Origin of the sequence: Streptomyces amritsarensis (assembly GCF_001953875.1) — a bacterium.
Taxonomy (GTDB): domain Bacteria; phylum Actinomycetota; class Actinomycetes; order Streptomycetales; family Streptomycetaceae; genus Streptomyces; species Streptomyces amritsarensis.
Genome location: NZ_MQUR01000030.1, coordinates 1 through 15,586, shown reverse-complemented (window position 1 = coordinate 15,586; position 15,586 = coordinate 1). Strand labels below are relative to the sequence as shown.

Below are 15,586 nucleotides of genomic sequence, written 5' to 3'. Positions count from 1 at the left end.
CGAAGGTCCCGACGGTACCGACGTACGGAAGTGAGTGCCCTGTGATTCCCGGTGGTGGCCAGCCCAACATGCAGCAGCTGCTCCAGCAGGCCCAGAAGATGCAGCAGGACCTCGCCGCGGCCCAGGAGGAGCTGGCGCGGACCGAGGTCGAGGGCCAGGCCGGCGGCGGCCTGGTCAAGGCGACCGTCACCGGCTCCGGCGAGCTGCGCGCGCTGGTGATCGATCCGAAGGCGGTGGACCCGGAGGACACGGAGACGCTCGCCGACCTCGTGGTCGCGGCGGTCCAGGCGGCCAACGAGAACGCCCAGGCGCTCCAGCAGCAGAAGCTGGGCCCCCTCGCGCAGGGTCTGGGCGGCGGCAGCGGGATTCCCGGCCTGCCGTTCTAGCAGTACATTCCCCCGGTCCCTCCCATCCGACGAAGCGAAAGAAGGCAGTCCGTTGTACGAAGGCGTGGTCCAGGACCTGATCGACGAACTGGGCAGGCTGCCCGGCGTCGGGCCCAAGAGCGCGCAGCGGATCGCCTTCCACATCCTGCAGGCCGAGCCCACCGACGTCCGCCGCCTCGCGCACGCGCTGCTCGAGGTCAAGGACAAGGTCCGCTTCTGCGCCGTGTGCGGGAACGTGGCGCAGGAGGAGCGGTGCGGCATCTGTCGCGACCCGCGCCGGGACACGACGGTCATCTGCGTCGTCGAGGAGCCGAAGGACGTCGTCGCGATCGAGCGGACCCGCGAGTTCCGGGGCAAGTACCACGTCCTCGGCGGGGCGATCAGCCCGATCGAGGGCGTCGGCCCGGACGACCTGCGCATCCGCGAGCTGCTGGCGCGCCTGGCGGACGGCGAGGTGACCGAGCTGATCCTCGCCACCGACCCGAACCTGGAGGGCGAGGCGACCGCCACCTACCTCGCCCGCATGATCAAGCCCATGGGCCTGAAGGTCACCCGCCTGGCCAGCGGGCTCCCCGTCGGGGGAGATCTGGAGTACGCGGACGAGGTCACGCTGGGGCGGGCCTTTGAAGGAAGGCGACTTCTCGATGTCTGACGCAATGCTGCACGCTCTCGGCCAGGATCCTGACGACTTCGCCGCCTCGATCGCGGACCAGATCGAGTCGTTCATCGTCGCGGTCACCGAGGTCGCCAAGGGCGAGGACCCCGACAGTGCGGTGCCCTTCCTCCTCCTGGAGGTGTCCCAGCTGCTGCTGGCGGGCGGCCGGCTGGGCGCGTACCAGGACGTGCTGCCCGACGAGCGCTACGAGCCCGACCTCGGCCCGGAGCCGGACGTCGACGACCTGCGCGAGCGGTTCGCGATCATGCTGGAGCCGGTCGACGTCTACTCCGAGGTCTTCGACCCGTACGAGCCGCGCAAGGTCCCCGTCGCCCACCGGATCTCCGACGACCTGGCCGACGTGGTCGCCGACCTGCGGCACGGCCTGATCCACCACCAGGCGGGCCGCATCACGGAGGCGCTGTGGTGGTGGCAGTTCTCGTACTTCACCAACTGGGGCCCGACGGCCTCGGCGACGCTGCGCGCCCTCCAGTCCCTGATCTCGCACGTGCGCCTGAACCAGCCGCTGGCGGCCCTGGACGGCCTGGACACCGACGAGGACCTGACCGAGGACGACCTCGCGGAGCAGGCCGGACAGGTGATGGCGCAGGAGCTCGGCGGCCTGGGCCGCATGTGACCCTCCGGCGCGGGAACCCGGACTTTGATCTGTTCGTCTCATGATGTGGTACGTGGCGGCCGGATCCCGGGCGCTCGTTACACTGCACCAGCAATGAGACGGACTGAGCGAGGAGCGCACGTGGGCCTTGTCGTGCAGAAGTACGGAGGCTCCTCCGTAGCCGATGCCGAGGGCATCAAGCGCGTCGCCAAGCGGATCGTGGATGCCAAGAAGAACGGCCACCAAGTGGTCGTCGTGGTGTCCGCGATGGGCGACACGACGGACGAGCTGATCGATCTCGCCGAGCAGGTTTCCCCGATGCCTGCCGGGCGTGAATTCGACATGCTGCTGACCGCCGGAGAGCGGATCTCCATGGCCCTGCTGGCCATGGCGATCAAAAACCTGGGCCACGAGGCCCAGTCGTTCACCGGCAGCCAGGCAGGCGTCATCACCGACTCGGTCCACAACAAGGCGCGCATCATCGATGTCACGCCGGGCCGTATCCGCACCGCGCTGGACGAGGGCAACATCGCCATCGTCGCCGGTTTCCAGGGTGTGTCCGCGGACTCCAAGGACATCACCACCCTGGGCCGCGGCGGTTCGGACACCACCGCCGTGGCGCTCGCCGCGGCGCTGGACGCCGAGGTATGCGAGATCTACACCGATGTCGACGGCGTCTTCACCGCGGACCCCCGCGTCGTGAAGAAGGCCCGGAAGATCGACTGGATCTCCTCCGAGGACATGCTGGAGCTGGCGGCTTCCGGTTCCAAGGTGCTGCTGCACCGCTGTGTCGAGTACGCACGCCGATACAACATCCCGATCCACGTCCGTTCGTCCTTCTCTGGACTGCCGGGCACCTGGGTCAGCAACGAGAATCCGCAAGGGGACGAGCAGGTGGAGCACGCCATCATCTCCGGAGTCGCTCACGACGTCTCCGAAGCAAAGATCACGGTCGTCGGCGTCCCGGACAAGCCGGGCGAGGCCGCGGCGATCTTCCGCGCCATCGCGGACGCCGAGATCAACATCGACATGATCGTGCAGAACGTCTCCGCGGCCTCGACGGGCCTCACCGACATCTCCTTCACCCTCCCCAAGGCCGAGGGCCACAAGGCCATCGACGCCCTGGAGAAGGCGAAGAGCGCGATCGGCTTCGACTCCCTGCGCTACGACGACCAGATCGGCAAGATCTCCCTGGTCGGCGCCGGCATGAAGACGAACCCGGGCGTCACCGCCTCCTTCTTCCAGGCGCTGTCCGACGCCGGCGTCAACATCGAGCTGATCTCCACCTCGGAGATCCGCATCTCGGTCGTGACCCGCCAGGACGACGTCAACGAGGCCGTCCGCGCCGTGCACACGGCCTTCGGCCTCGACTCCGACAGCGACGAGGCCGTCGTCTACGGAGGCACCGGACGATGACCGCCGCCCGGTCGACCCCGGCTCCGGCACTCGCCGTCGTCGGGGCGACCGGAGCAGTCGGGGCGGTCCTGCTCCGGATGCTGTCCCAGCGGGCGGACGTCTGGGGCGACATACGCCTGATCGCCTCCGCGCGCTCGGCCGGCCGCATGCTGTCCGTGCGCGGGCAGGAGTGCGAGGTGCTCGCCCTCACCGAGGACGCCTTCGACGGCCTCGGGCCGGGCGATGTCGCGCTCTTCCTGACCCCGGCCGAGGTCTCGGCCCGGTGGGCGCCCGTCGTCACCACGCGCGGCGCGGTCGTCGTCGACCAGTCCGCCGCCTTCCGGGAGGATCCCGAGGTGCCGCTGGTGGTGCCCGAGATCAACGCCGGCGCGGCACGGATCCGGCCGCGCGGGATCGTCGCCGCCCCGGACACCGTCACCGCCGCGATGATCGCCTCGCTGGGTGCGCTGCACGCCGAGTACGGCCTGATCGAGCTGGCCGTGTCCACGTACCAGGCGGCGAGCGCGGCCGGACGGGCCGGCTCCGAGGCGCTGCGCCGCCAGTTGTCGCTGGTGGCCGGGACGTCCCTGGGCGAGCAGCCCGGCGACGTGCGCCGTGCCGTGGGCGAGGACACCGGCCCCTTCGCGGGCCCCCTGGCCCTCAACGTCGTGCCGTGGTGCGGCGAGCTGAACGAGGACGGCTGGTCCTCGCAGGAACTGGCCGTACGGGCGCAGACCCGCCGGATCCTGCAGCTGGAGACGCTCCCGGTGTCGGTGACCTGCGTCCGGGTGCCGGTGCTGACCGGTGACTCGCTGACGGTGCGGGCCGGCTTCGAGAACGAGGTCAAGGCCGCGCGCGCCCGGGAGATCCTGGAGGCCGCGCCCGGCGTGGTGCTCGTGGACGACCCCGCGACGGGGGAGTTCCCCACACCCGTGGACGCCGCCGGGACGGATCCTGCCTGGGTGGGGCGGGTGCGGGCCTCGCTGGACGACCCGTACGCGCTGGAGTTCTTCGTGTGCGCGGACAATCTCCGCCAAGGGGCGGCACTGAATGCCACGCAGATCGCGGAACTGATCGCAGGTGAATTTGCGTAATTCGCTTTGTAGGATCGGTGCCGATCCCTTGATCAAGGTGATGGCCCGACTGCCGTTTCGCTGGACGGGGCAATCGGGAAGAGCGGGTATGCATGAGCACAATACGGATTTCTCCGGTGAGGCTTCCCCGCGCGTACAACCCTGACGGGGGGACGCGTGTCCTACAGGCGTGGCAGAGGCACTGCTCGAACTGGCCGTCCTACCGGCACGCACGGGGATCCTCCCGCCGCGCCGCGATTTCCGCACGCCCGGCGGCGGTCTTCCCGTGATCGTTCCCGTCCCGCCGTCGGGGACCCCGCAGGCCCCCGCACGGACTGCCGCACCGGTCCCGGGCGGCCTCGTGCCCGCGCAGCGCGACGGCGACGAGGCGGACGCGAGCGGTAAGGACGAGACGGCCGAGGTGGTGCCCGGCACCACCGTCGACCACCTCACGGCGACCTACCAGGCCCACTACCGCTCGCTCCTCGGCCTCGCCGCGCTGCTCCTCGACGACACCGCCTCCTGCGAGGACGTCGTGCAGGAGGCGTTCATCCGCGTGCACTCGGCACGCAACCGGGTCCGCGACCGCGAGAAGACGTTGGCGTACCTGCGCCAGACCGTCGTGAACCTCTCGCGTTCCGCCCTGCGCCGGCGCATCCTCGGCCTCAAGCTGCTGTCGAAGCCCATGCCGGACATGGCGAGCGCCGAAGAGGGCGCCTACGACCAGCTGGAGCGGGACGACCTGATCAAGGCGATGCGGGGACTGCAGCGCCGCCAGCGCGAGGTGCTGGTGCTGCGCTACTTCGCGGACATGACGGAAGCCCAGGTCGCGGAGACGCTGGGGATATCGCTCGGCTCGGTCAAGGCGTACGGATCGCGGGGCATTGCCGCGCTGCGGGTGGCGATGGAGGCTGCGCAGTCATGATGGACGACCACACAGCGCCGGACGGCGCGAGCGGCGAAGACGAGCTGCGGATCCTCCTGCGCGGCGCCGTCGAGGGCATCCAGCCCTCCGAGGACGCGCTGGAGCGGATCGTGCACGCCGTGCCCGCGCGGCGCCGGGCCCGCAGGCGCCGGGCCGTCGTCGGCGCGGCCGCGGCCGCGCTGCTCGCCGGGACCGCGATCCCGGCGGCCCTGCACCTCGCGGGCGGCGAGGGCACGGCCGCGGACCGCCAGGCCATGGCCGGGCACCAGGCGCACGCCGGCGACAAGCAGGGCGACACGTCCGACCCGCACCAGAACGCACACGGGTCCTACCCGAAGGCCGGCGGCTCCCACAGCGGCTCCCTCGACGCGGGAGGCGCCACCGGGCAGCCCGATCCCTCCCAGGGCGGCGCCACGACCGGCGGCTCCACCTCGGGCCCGGCGGGCACCGGCGCCTCGGGCGGACCGGCCGGTTCCGGGTCCGGTCCGGCGGCGGGCACCGGCCCGCTGCCGCCGGTGGCCGCGCCGGGCGTGCCCGGGTGCGGGGCGGAGCAGCTGGGCGTCGTGGGCTACGTGCGCAACCCCGAGGGCGACGGCCGGGTGGCCGGCGGCTTCCGGGTCACCAACGTCTCCTCGCAGGGCTGCTCCGTCGCCGGCCGGGACACGGTGACCGCGGCCTCCGCGCCCGTCGCGACGCTCGTACCCGGCTCCGGGGTCGCCGTGGTCGGCCACACGGCCGGCGGCCCGGGCAGCGGGCTGCTGCCCGACCCGTCGGCGGAGGCGTCGACGGTGGTGCTCCCGCCGAACAAGTCCTACGAGGTCCGCTTCGCGTGGGTGCCGCCGGGCGAGCCCTGCGCGGCGAACGGCTCGGACGGGAGCACCAAGCCGCCGCTGACCAGCTCGGCGGGCACGTCGGGCGCTCCGGGCAGCGGGGCGGCGTCGGAGCCCCAGACGGGCACGCCCCAGGCGCCGAGCGTCGTCGAGGTGTCCCACACGCCCCGGACGAGCGGGGCACCGACGACGCGGACGACGATCCCCGACGCCTGCGGCGGCACGGTCTACCGGACGGGCGCGATCCCGGTCGACGACTGATCCTGCGCGGCGGGACCGGCGGGACCTGCGGTTTCAGCGGCTTCGGCGGGTTCGGCGTCTCCGGCGGGGTCGAGCAGGCCCGCCTCCGCGTCGCGGAGCGTCTCCACCTCACGGCGGTAGAGCCGGAACCACATGAAGAGCACGAAGGCGACGAAGACGAACCACTCGCCGGTGTAGCCGAGGTTCTGGAAGGCCTTGAGGTCGAGACCGGTGTTCGTCGGCGCCTGGGCAGGCACCGGAAGCATCCCGTCCGCCGGGGTCTGCACGGTCAGCCAGGCGTCGTACAGGTCGTGCGGGACGATGTTGACCAGCGTGGCCGCGGCGATCACACCGAGCTGCCCGGCGGGCAGGCCGCCCTGGGCGTGGACCCCCTTCGTGCCGGAGTTCTCCGAGGCCTGCAGGGCTCCGGTCACCTCGACCCGGCCCGTCGGCGCGGCCGGCGCCTTCGCAGGGTCCGCCGCACCCGGCAGCCAGCCCCGGACCACCGGGAGGGCCTTGCCGGAGTCGGTCTTCAGCAGCGTCAGGACGTAGAAACCGGACGCCCCGTCGAGCCGCCGCTCGGGCACCAGCATCTGCTCGGCGTACTCCCCGGAGGCGGAAGCCAGCCGTCCGGACGTCTGCGTGTCGACCGGCAGCAGCGAGTCCAGCGGGGCGGCCACCTGGTCGACGGGCCGTTCGGAGGTCGCCTCCCGGTGGCTGTCGACACGCGCCTCGAACCGGCCGAGCTGCCAGGACCCCATGAACAGGCAGAAGGGGACCGCGAGCGCGACGAAGACGTTGATCCCCCACCAGCGCGGGGTCAGGAGAAACCGGTGCACCCCACCACGGTACGGGGGGTGCACCGGCCACCGGTCCTCAGGGTCGGGCGGGCAGGTGCTTCAGCGCGAACTCCAGCTCCATCCGGACCTGCTTGATCCGCTCCTCCACGACCAGCGAACCGTGCCCCGCGTCGTAGCGGTACACCTCGTGCACCGCCCCGCGGGCCGCCAGCCGGTCCACGTAGTTGTCGATCTGCCGGATCGGGCAGCGCGGGTCGTTGACGCCGGCCGCGATGTGGACCGGGGCCTTCACCTGGTCCACGTACGTCAGCGGTGAGGACGCCTCGAACCGGTCCGGGACCTCCTCCGGCGTACCGCCGAAGAGGGTGCGGTCCAGGGCCTTCAGTGCCTCCATCTCGTCGTGGTAGGCCGTCACGTAGTCCGCGACCGGTACGGCGGCCAGGCCCACGGCCCAGGCGTCGGGCTGCGTACCGAGCCCCAGCAGGGCCAGGTACCCGCCCCAGGAGCCGCCCGACAGGACGAGCCGCTCCGGGTCGGCGAGGCCCGAGGAGACCGCCCACGCGCGGACCGCCTCGATGTCCTCCAGCTCGATCAGGCCGACCCGGTGCTTGAGGGCGTCGGTCCACTCCCGGCCGTAGCCCGTCGAGCCGCGGTAGTTGACCCGGACCACCGCGAAGCCGTGGTCCAGCCAGGCCGCCGGGGTCGCGGCGAAGGCGTCGCTGTCATGCCAGGTCGGCCCGCCGTGGATCTCGAAGATCGTCGGGAAGGGGCCGTCGCCGTGGCCCGCCGGCCGCTGCACGAGCGCGTGGATCCGGCCGCCCGGACCCTCCACCCAGGCGTCCTCCACCGCCACCGAGCCCGGCGGCCGCAGGCCCGGCGGGTCCAGGACGACGCCGCCCGCGGTGGACCGCACCGCCGAGGGCTCGGCGGCCGAGGACCACAGGTATTCCACCGTCCCGTCGGGCCGCGCGGTGGCCCCCGACACCGTCCCCGGCGGCGTGTCCACGCGTACCAGCTCTGCCGCGGCCAGGTCGTAGCGCCACAGCTCGCTGCGCGCCTCGAAGCTGTGCGCGACCAGCAGCGCGGAGCCGTCCGGATACCACTCGGCGCTGACGTCGCCCGGCAGGTCGATCGCGAGCTCCTGCTCGGCGCCGGTGGCCACGTCCCACACCAGCGGCTCCCAGCGTCCGCGCCGCTGGTGGCCGATGAGCAGCCGGGTGTCGCCGGGGACCGGTGCGAAGCCGAGGACCTCCAGGCCGAGCTCCTCGGTCCCGCCGCGGGAGTCGTCCAGCTCGGCGACGGTGGTCCCGTCGAGGGTGAGCACGCGCAGCGCCGAGTGCATGGCGTCGCCGTGCTCGGTGTGCTCGATGGCCAGCAGGGTGCCGTCGCGCGACAGGTCGCCGACGCCGGCGGACTCCCGGTGCCGGTAGACCACCGTCGGCTCGCTCCCGTCCGGGCGGACCACGTGGATGGTCGAGCCGTCCTCGTCCGTCGAGCGCCCCACCACGGTGGTGCCGTCGCGCCCGATGGCCAGGCCGGCCGGGTACGAGGGCTCCAGGCCCGGGGTGGCCGGCTCGTCGGGGCCGCCCGCGAAGGGCTGGCGCACCCACGTGCCGAACTCGTCGCCGTCGGTGTCGGAGAACCACCAGATCCACTCGCCGTCGGGGGAGAGGGTGCCGTCGGTGGTGCCGTTGGGGCGGTCGGTGGCCTGCCGCTGCACACCGGTGGCGCGGTCCCAGGCGTAGATCTCGAAGGTGCCGGTCGCGTTGGAGACGAAGAGCGAACGGTCCGGGGCGTCCTCGGCCCATTCGGGCAGCCCGACGCGCGGCGCACGGAACCGCTTCTCCCAGTCGGGTGTTCCGGGGGTGATCTCGCTGTCGCTGGTCATGCGCCCATTGTTGCCGCAGCGGTCCCCGGGATGCCGACTGCTCCGAACGGGCGCACAGTGGACCCGTACTCCAAGGAGGAACGATCATGGCCAAGAAGGCCCGCAGCGGCCACCACATGCACCAGGACTCCGAACGTGCGCAGGCGAAGAACACGGCTGCCGAGGCCCGTGCGAAGGCCGCGTTCAAGGACCCGCACTCCACCGCGGCGAAGACCCGCGGCATGCAGCAGAAGGCCCAGGCCAAGCGCGGCTGAACAAGCGCGGCCGACCGCCTTCGTCCGTACGCTGGCGCCATGCGGATGATCGTCCGGGGCGCCCGGCTGCTCCACACCTCAGGCCTGTCCGACATCGAGGTCGGGGAGGACGGCCGCATCGCGCGGGTGGTCCCCTACGACGACCAGAAGGAACCGCCGGCCACCGGCCTCCTCGTCGAGGCGCACGGCGGCCTGCTCACCGCGCCCTTCGTCGAACCCCACATCCACCTCGACACGGCGCTGACCGCCGGCGAGCCGCGGCCCAACACCTCCGGCACCCTGTGGGAGGGCATCGCCTGCTGGAGCGAGCGCAAGCGCACCCTGACCCGCGAGGACGTGATCGCGCGGGCCACCGAGGTGCTGCGCTGGCAGGCCGCCAACGGCGTGCTGCACGTGCGCACGCACTGCGACACCACCGACCCGTCGCTGACCGCGCTCGACGCGCTGCTCGAAGTGCGCGACCGGGTGCGGGACGTCATGGACCTGCAGATCGTCGCCTTCCCCCAGGAGGGCATCGTCTCCTTCCCCGACGGCGAGGCGCTGCTGCGCGAGGCCGTCGCGCGCGGCGCGGACGTCGTCGGTGCGATCCCGCACTTCGAGGACACCCGCGAGGACGGCGTCGCCTCGCTGCGGACCGCCTTCGCGCTGGCCGAGGAACACGGCCTGCGGGTGGACGCCCACTGCGACGAGATCGACGACGAGCAGTCCCGCTTCGTGGAGGTGCTCGCCACCCTCGCCCTGCGCTCGGGCCTGCGCGAGCGGGCCACCGCCTCCCACACGACGGCCATGGGCTCCTACAACGGCGCCTACAGCTTCAAACTCCAGCGGCTGCTGTCCCGTTCGGGCATCAACCTGGTCGCCAACCCCTTCGCCAACCTCAACCTCCAGGGCCGCTTCGACGCCTACCCCAAGCGGCGCGGCCTCACCCAGGTCCGGGAGATGCTGGCGGCCGGGGTCAACGTGGCTTTCGGCCACGACGACGTGATGGACCCCTGGAACGCCCTCGGCACCGCCAACCCCCTCCAGACCGCCCTCGTCGGCCTCTACGCCGCCCAGCTCACCGGCGCCGACGACATCCCGGTGGCCTTCTCGATGGTGACGGACCGTGCGGCGCGCGTCCTCGGCCTCGGCGCCGACGAATACGGCATCACCGCCGGCGCCCCCGCCTCCTTCGTCGTCCTGCCCGCGCCCTCCCCCGAGGAGGCGATCCGCCGCCAGGTGCGCCCCCGGTACGTGGTCTCGCGTGGCTCCGTCCTCGCCGAGACCCCGCCCGCCCCCATTCGGCTGTCCTGGCCCGGAGAGCCCCCGTCGGACGTCGACTTCCGCCCCCGCCTACGCTGACGTCCCATGACGTGGACGCTTGACACCAACTCAGCCCGGGCCGCCCTGGACATCGCGTCGGAGTACGCGGACACGGCGCTGCTGAACCACTCCGTGCGCTCCTACGCCTTCGGCGCGCGGTACGCGGCCGACCACGGCCTGGAGTACGACCGGGAGCTCTTCTACGTGGCGGCCCTCCTGCACGACCTGGGCCTGACTGCGCCGTTCGACAGCCACACCCTGCCGTTCGAGGAGGCGGGCGGCCACGTGGCGCGCGTCCTGACGGCCGGCCTGGGCTGGCCGGCGGACCGCCGGGCCCGCGCCGAGGAGATCATCGTCCTGCACATGCGGGACGACGTGGGCGCGGCCGAGGACGCCGAGAGCCACCTCCTCCAGGTGGGCACCAGCGCCGACGTCTCCGGCCTGCGCCTCGCCGAGTTCGACCCGTCCTTCACGGCCCGCCTGCTCGCCGCCCACCCGCGCGCCGGTTTCGGCCCCGTCTTCACCGCCCTCGTCGAGGACCAGGCGCAGCGCAAGCCCGACTGCGCGGCCGCCGGCTACGTCGCGGGCGGCGCGGCGGCCCGCATCGCGGCCAACCCCCTGGACGCGTGACGCGGGCGGCCGCGGCGCAGGTCACGCGGATCCGGTGGCGCTTCGGATAGCGTGCCCGCATGTCGTGGGACGAGGACGGAACACCGCACCCGCTGGCACAGCGCCGCACCGGCCGCAGCGAACTGGAGGCGGACCGGCTGCCCGAGATGCGGGAGCTGGAGGTGCTCGGCTGGGAGCCGGCCCCCGAGGACCTGCGCTGGGTCTTCCTCCCGTACGTCTGGCCGGCGGCGGCCCGCACCTGGATCCCCGACCGCTCCACCCACTGGGCCGTGGACACCGCGCTCGACGGCCGCGGCCACATCACCGGGGTGGAGTGCGCCCCCCTGCCCGAGCCCGACCTGCGCGACCTCGACCGGGAGGCCGACGAGGCCCTCGCCGCGCTCGGCCTCCCGCCACGCCCCCGGGGCCGGCTCTGGCTGCTCCGCCCGGTCGGCCCCTTCACCACCGTCGCCGCGGTCCTCGACCACCTCGACGCCCTCGCCGCGGCGGCCCCCTCCGCCCCGGACCTCCCGGCCCTGGCCCGCACGGAGCTGGCCGCACTCCACGAGAGCTTCTAGGGGGTATTGGCTACCCTGGTGGTGGGGGCCAGCGGCGGGAGGCGGTCTCATGAGGCGGCGGCACCACTTCCACATCGACCACGCGGGCCACTCGGTCAGTGCCACGGTCCAGACCGGCCGCACCGCGGTCGTCGAGGTCCTGGTCGATGGCAAGGAGACGGGCCACGCGACGACCCACCACGACCACCCCGTGACCGTCCGCGTCGAGCTCCCGACGGACCCCCCGACGAAGGTCTCCGTCCGCGCCACCCCCGGCCCGGGCATCCCCCGCTGCGTCTTCGAGGCCCCGGCGACAGAGCCCCACATCATGTCTCCCCGCCTCTACTGACGAGCCCCGGGCATCACCGGAGGCGTCAGGTCCGCGGGGGCTGTTTCAGCGGGCGGCCCCGGGGTCGTACTTGGACAGGGAGGCCTTGACCTCGCGGGCGTAGGGGCCTTCCCACCAGGGGATTGTCTCCACGAGGACCGGTTTGGCGCCAGAGGCCAGGACGAGGGCGCGGCCCGGGGGCATCGCGCCCAGGTCGGAGACCTGGAGGACGCGTTCGCGGCGGACCGACTCGTTCACCGTCCGGTTGCCGGACCAGCCGCCGAACTCGGCCTCCTGCGTCGCGGAGTACTCGCGGAGCTCGTACTCGCCCGCCAGCTCCGAGAGGTCGCCGAGGAAGCGCGTGTCGGAGACGCCACCGCCGTAGACCCGGATGTTCGCGGCGGACCAGAGCTTCTCCATGCCCCGGTCACCCCACACCTCGACGCCCTGGGCCCAGGACTGGAGGATCGTCATCAAGACGATGCCGCGCGATCCGTAGTGCGAGTAGAGGTCGGGCAGGGCGCGCCAGCGGCAGACGTTCGCCGCCTCGTCCAGGACACCGACCATCGGGAGCGAGAGCCGGCCGCCGCGCTGGGTCGTGGCGTACTCCTCGGCTGCCTCGACGACGGCCACGGTCAGCGCCGTCACCAGCGGGCCTGCGGAATCACTGCCCTCACGGGAGAGCGAGTAGAGGGTCGAGCCGGTGCGGACGAACTCGCGGGGATCGAACTCGGGGCGGCCGTCGGCCGGACCGATCGGGGTCACCCATTTGTTGACCTCGGGGTTGATCAGGCAGGACGCCATCTGCTGGGCGACGCCGTAGATGCCGCTGCGCTGTTTGTCGGGAGCCGTGATCACGCCCGACAGGGAGTCGGCGGGCATGGTGTGCCCGGCGCTGCGCAGGATGCGCTCGGGGGTGTCGTCCTTCGGGTTGGACAGCCAGGTGTAGATCTGGGTGAGGGGCGCCTTGGCGGTCGCCGCCGCGAGCAGCAGGTTGGCGAGGAGGTCCTGGCCTGCGGGGTCGAAGAACGCGTCGGTGGAGGCATCGGCGTCGCGCGAGCCCGAGGCGAAGTGGTCGGCCAGCTTGCGGGCCTTGGCCACGTCGGTGACGTACGAGAGGGGGTTCCACCACCAGGTCGGCGGCTCCTGGGCCACCTGCTGCGGGTCGAAGACCCACACCTGCCCGCGGGCCTGGCGCGGCCCGCGCGTGCCGTCGACGATGTCCCGCTTGTTGGAGGTGACGAGGACCGCTCCGGGGGCGTTCAGGATCGCCGGGATGGCGCGCCGGGTCGTCTTGCCGGTACGGGGGCCCCAGATGTCGACGTGCATGTCCTCGAAGGATCCGAACAGCGGCTGCCTGCCCTTGACCGACCGGCCGATGAACACGCCGGGCACCTGGGCCTGTACGCCGAGGCGCTCTGCGGTGGCCGCCGCCCCCTTCATGGTGAGCTTGCCGAGGTCCGTGCCGTCCACCATGTGCCGGGCGGCGCGGTCCACGTCCGGCCTGTTCTGCAGCCGCTGGCGCATCCGATAGCCGGCGGTGACCAGCCCGGCGACCAGCAGGGCCTCGGCCGCCGCGATGGCGTTGGCCGCGCCGCCCGGCCACGCGTAGTCGCCCGTGACCAGGGCCACGGCGAAGGACACGGGGTTGCCGGGCGGATCCGGCTCGCCGACGAACGACGCGCCGAGGCGGGCGGCGAGCCAGGCGGCGGACAGGAGGGCCAGGGAGCCGACCACGAGCAGGACGATCTCCCACGTCCAGTCGTCTTCGGCGCGCGGCTTCTTCTGCGGTTCGGTGGCCATCGTCAGGGTGTTCCTTCCGCCGGTCCTGTGGCGGACATCGGCATTTCCTTCTTCTGGTGGTTCCGGGCGGGGGAGGGCCTGCAGGCCGCGAGGCCTGCCGGCCCGGTCAGGGGAACTGCCCTCCGGTCGGCACCCGGTAGACGCCCGTGATCTGCCCCTGCCACTCCCAGTTGCTGAATTCGACGTTCTTGCCCGGCCTCGGGGCGTGCAGGATCGTGTGCTGGGCCGGGTCCCAGACGATGCCGACATGTTCGGAACCCGCCGAGCTGGGCTGGAAGAAGATCACATCGCCCGGCTTGGACTGGCTCAGGTCCACCTTGTAGGGCGTGAGGTTGGGCTGCTGGTCGTAGGTGGTGTAGCCGATGTTGATCTTTCCGCCGCTGGCTTGGTAGTAGATCCACTGCGTGAAGCTGGAGCAGTCGAAGGACGTGGGGTTGTCGCCCTGGAGACGGCCGGCCGCCCAGACGTAGGGCTTGCCGATGCCGCGCTGCGCCCAGCCGAGCGCCGCCCGCACCACCTGGTCGTCGACGTCGGGGAGGGGCCCGGTCGAGCCGAGGCCGTCCGGCGGGACGGCGGTGCCCTTGCCGTTCTTGGCGCAGTCGCGGTGCTCGGCGTCCTTGCCGTTGCCGTTGCCGCCGGGCACGCCACCGTAGTCCGGGCTCGCTGTGATCTTCCCGGCCAGCCATGCCTGCGGGTCGACCTGGCCGGGGCCGTTGTCCTGGCCGCTGCGGAAGGGGTCGTCGACGCCCGGCATCAGCACCTCCCAGTGGAGGTGGGCGCCGGTCGTGTTCCCGGTGAGCCCGACCGCGCCGATCTGGTCGCCGCGCTTGACGGTGTCGCCCATTTTCACCGAGACCGTGCTCTGGTGGGCGTAGAGGGTGATGACGCCGCCCGCGTGCTCCAGGCGGGTCTCGTTGCCGTACGCTCCGCCGCTGCCGAGCTTGACGACCTTGCCGTCGGCCGGCGCGTAGATCGGGGTGCTGACGGACGCTTCCAGGTCGAGCCCGGTGTGGTAGCCGAGGCTCCAGTGCGGACCCTGCGCGTGGTACTTGGTGCCGACCTTGTACGAGCCCTCCTTGAGGGGCCACTGCCAGTCCTTGCCTCCGGCCGTCGCGGGCGGGTCGTCCGGGCGGAACGGAGCCGCGAGCGGGCGGGAGAACGCGACCGGCGCCATGGCCGTCGTCGTGCCCTGCCCGCCGCCGAGGGGCGGGGTGGACCAGCTGCGGGGGCCGGAGGAGCGGATGCTCAGCGCCTCGCTCGGCTGGGCGTTGTTGTTGACCGGCTCGGGGATGTCCGCGTCCTGTCCGAGGACGGGGAAGCCGGGGTTCTGCTCGACGGTGGTCTTCAGGTGCGCGTACCAGCGGTTGATCAGGTCCTTGTCGCCGGTGAGGGTGCCGCGGTAGCGGGCGGCCTGGGTGAGGACCACGCGGGGGTAGACGGTGTTGCTTTTGCTTGAGCCGGAGTAGGTGAGCAGCGCGTCCCAGGCGTTGGTCTCCACCTTCAGCGCGTGGATGAAGTTGGCCGCACCGTAGGCCGCGTCGTCGATGTTGTAGCGGTCCTCCTGGTGGTCGCCGTTGCCGTCGTCGCCGTAGTCGTGCCAGGCGTCATCACCGAACTGGAGCAGTCCCTTGTAGCCCATGCCGTTGTCGCCGCCGGGGGCCGCGGACTTGTCCTGGCCGTACTTGGTCTCCTGGTACATCTGCCCGGCGATGATCGTCCAGTCGAGGCCCTCGTAGCGCGCGGCTGCACGCATCGAGGCGAGGATCATTCTCGGGGGTATCTCGTCGCGGGCGGTGTCACTCGGCAGGTACATCTTGCCGGCGGGCATGATCGGGTTCGTCGCCGCCTTGTCACCGGTGTTGCCCGCCGCCGCGTTCTCCCCGTAGTCGCCGCAGGCGGCCTGGGCGGCACCACCGCCCAGGCCG

At 72.3% G+C, this 15,586-nt stretch carries 16 protein-coding genes; 12 read left to right on the top strand and 4 right to left on the bottom strand.

The window, feature by feature from the left end; translation table 11 throughout:
• The first annotated feature begins 41 nt into the window (after positions 1-41).
• The 7 genes from AVW11_RS15290 to AVW11_RS15260 all read left to right on the top strand — a co-directional run bounded on the left by AVW11_RS15290 (position 42) and on the right by AVW11_RS15260 (position 6,141).
• Positions 42-386 carry a YbaB/EbfC family nucleoid-associated protein gene (locus AVW11_RS15290; protein ID WP_076044258.1) on the top strand — a complete coding sequence of 115 codons (345 nt, stop codon included), beginning with the start codon at positions 42-44 and terminating at the stop codon, positions 384-386.
• Positions 387-438: 52 nt separating this feature from the next.
• The gene (recR, locus tag AVW11_RS15285; protein ID WP_030010802.1) at positions 439-1,038 is read left to right on the top strand and encodes a recombination mediator RecR; all 600 of its coding nucleotides are present in this window, start codon (positions 439-441) and stop codon (positions 1,036-1,038) included.
• On the top strand, positions 1,031-1,678 hold the full coding sequence (locus tag AVW11_RS15280; RefSeq protein WP_076044257.1) for a DUF5063 domain-containing protein: 648 nt from the start codon (positions 1,031-1,033) through the stop codon (positions 1,676-1,678). Before recR ends, AVW11_RS15280 begins: the two co-directional genes overlap by 8 nt.
• A 120-nt stretch (positions 1,679-1,798) precedes the next feature.
• On the top strand, positions 1,799-3,073 hold the full coding sequence (locus AVW11_RS15275; protein WP_030838740.1) for an aspartate kinase: 1,275 nt from the start codon (positions 1,799-1,801) through the stop codon (positions 3,071-3,073).
• Positions 3,070-4,146 (top strand): aspartate-semialdehyde dehydrogenase, encoded by a 1,077-nt coding sequence (locus AVW11_RS15270; RefSeq protein WP_076044256.1) that lies wholly within the window; start codon positions 3,070-3,072, stop codon positions 4,144-4,146. The genes AVW11_RS15275 and AVW11_RS15270 overlap by 4 nt, the downstream gene beginning before the upstream one ends.
• A gap of 169 nt (positions 4,147-4,315) precedes the next feature.
• Complete coding sequence (locus AVW11_RS15265; protein WP_078094763.1) at positions 4,316-5,050, top strand: SigE family RNA polymerase sigma factor; 735 nt, start codon at positions 4,316-4,318, stop codon at positions 5,048-5,050.
• Positions 5,047-6,141, top strand: coding sequence for a hypothetical protein (locus tag AVW11_RS15260; RefSeq protein ID WP_030838729.1), 1,095 nt, complete (start codon positions 5,047-5,049; stop codon positions 6,139-6,141). Before AVW11_RS15265 ends, AVW11_RS15260 begins: the two co-directional genes overlap by 4 nt.
• On the opposite strand, the gene AVW11_RS15255 is transcribed toward AVW11_RS15260, so the two are convergent.
• Both AVW11_RS15255 and AVW11_RS15250 read right to left on the bottom strand, forming a co-directional pair.
• Positions 6,108-6,959, bottom strand: a complete 852-nt coding sequence (locus AVW11_RS15255; protein WP_079250634.1) for an SURF1 family protein — start codon at positions 6,957-6,959, stop codon at positions 6,108-6,110. The two genes, AVW11_RS15260 and AVW11_RS15255, sit on opposite strands and share 34 nt — an antisense overlap.
• Positions 6,960-6,996: 37 nt before the next feature.
• Positions 6,997-8,808, bottom strand: coding sequence for a S9 family peptidase (locus tag AVW11_RS15250; RefSeq protein ID WP_076044254.1), 1,812 nt, complete (start codon positions 8,806-8,808; stop codon positions 6,997-6,999).
• 86 nt (positions 8,809-8,894) lie between these two features.
• Between AVW11_RS15250 and AVW11_RS37405 the strand changes: the two genes are divergently transcribed.
• Genes AVW11_RS37405 through AVW11_RS15230 form a run of 5 tightly spaced genes read left to right on the top strand, consistent with a single transcriptional unit; the run spans position 8,895 to position 11,879 of the window.
• Positions 8,895-9,062 (top strand): hypothetical protein, encoded by a 168-nt coding sequence (locus tag AVW11_RS37405; protein WP_158076137.1) that lies wholly within the window; start codon positions 8,895-8,897, stop codon positions 9,060-9,062.
• Positions 9,063-9,101: 39 nt separating this feature from the next.
• Positions 9,102-10,403, top strand: a complete 1,302-nt coding sequence (gene codA / locus AVW11_RS15245) for a cytosine deaminase (RefSeq protein WP_276209080.1) — start codon at positions 9,102-9,104, stop codon at positions 10,401-10,403.
• Positions 10,404-10,409: 6 nt separating this feature from the next.
• The gene (locus tag AVW11_RS15240) at positions 10,410-10,994 is read left to right on the top strand and encodes an HD domain-containing protein (protein WP_030838717.1); all 585 of its coding nucleotides are present in this window, start codon (positions 10,410-10,412) and stop codon (positions 10,992-10,994) included.
• A 59-nt stretch (positions 10,995-11,053) separates the two neighbouring features.
• A complete protein-coding gene (locus AVW11_RS15235; RefSeq protein ID WP_076044253.1) occupies positions 11,054-11,551 on the top strand; it encodes a DUF5956 family protein in 498 nt (165 codons plus the stop codon).
• 49 nt (positions 11,552-11,600) lie between these two features.
• Entirely contained in the window at positions 11,601-11,879 is a 279-nt protein-coding gene (locus AVW11_RS15230) for a hypothetical protein (RefSeq protein WP_030838710.1), read from the top strand.
• Between the two features lie 45 nt (positions 11,880-11,924).
• On the opposite strand, the gene AVW11_RS15225 is transcribed toward AVW11_RS15230, so the two are convergent.
• Together AVW11_RS15225 and AVW11_RS15220 are read right to left on the bottom strand one after the other, a co-directional pair.
• Complete coding sequence (locus AVW11_RS15225; RefSeq protein ID WP_076044252.1) at positions 11,925-13,661, bottom strand: type IV secretory system conjugative DNA transfer family protein; 1,737 nt, start codon at positions 13,659-13,661, stop codon at positions 11,925-11,927.
• 106 nt (positions 13,662-13,767) lie between these two features.
• The coding region (locus AVW11_RS15220; RefSeq protein WP_076044251.1) for a peptidoglycan DD-metalloendopeptidase family protein at positions 13,768-15,586 on the bottom strand (1,819 nt) is incomplete at its 5' end.